Source organism: Comamonas sp. A7-5 (assembly GCF_039581385.1).
In the GTDB taxonomy this organism is placed as follows: Bacteria; Pseudomonadota; Gammaproteobacteria; order Burkholderiales; family Burkholderiaceae_C; genus Comamonas; species Comamonas thiooxydans.
In genome coordinates this window covers 1-352 of sequence record NZ_JBCPWO010000066.1, presented here as the reverse complement: position 1 = coordinate 352, position 352 = coordinate 1, and the positions used below count along the sequence as shown (strand labels likewise).

Sequence of the window (352 nt, the reverse complement as noted above, 5' to 3'; positions counted from 1 at the left end):
CGCACTGCTGGAGCAGGCCTACAAAGACCTAGGCATGACCACCAACGAGGATCTGCAGCGCATGGCCAAGCAGGCGCGTGCTGCGTTTGATCAGTTGGAAAAGGATGGCAGGCAGCCGCCCCTGCGCATTGCCGAGGCCTGGAAGTCCATGGCCGACAAGGTGATTGCGGCCAATGGCGGCATTGCACCCGAGTGGCTCAAGACCCAGGCAGCCGTCAAGGGCTACGAGGTCGCGGTGGACGATGCAGGCAAGGCCGTGCTCAACACCGACCGCGCCACAGTCAGGGCCGTGAGCAGCATGGTGGGCGGATTGGGTAGGGTGCGCGATGCAGCAGATGGCGTGCAGGAGAGT

1 pseudogene is annotated in these 352 nt (G+C 63.9%); it reads left to right on the top strand.

Annotated elements, in window-relative coordinates:
* Positions 1–34: 34 nt before the first annotated feature.
* A pseudogene (locus AAIL67_RS24775) lies at positions 35–352 on the top strand (hypothetical protein); the annotation flags it as partial.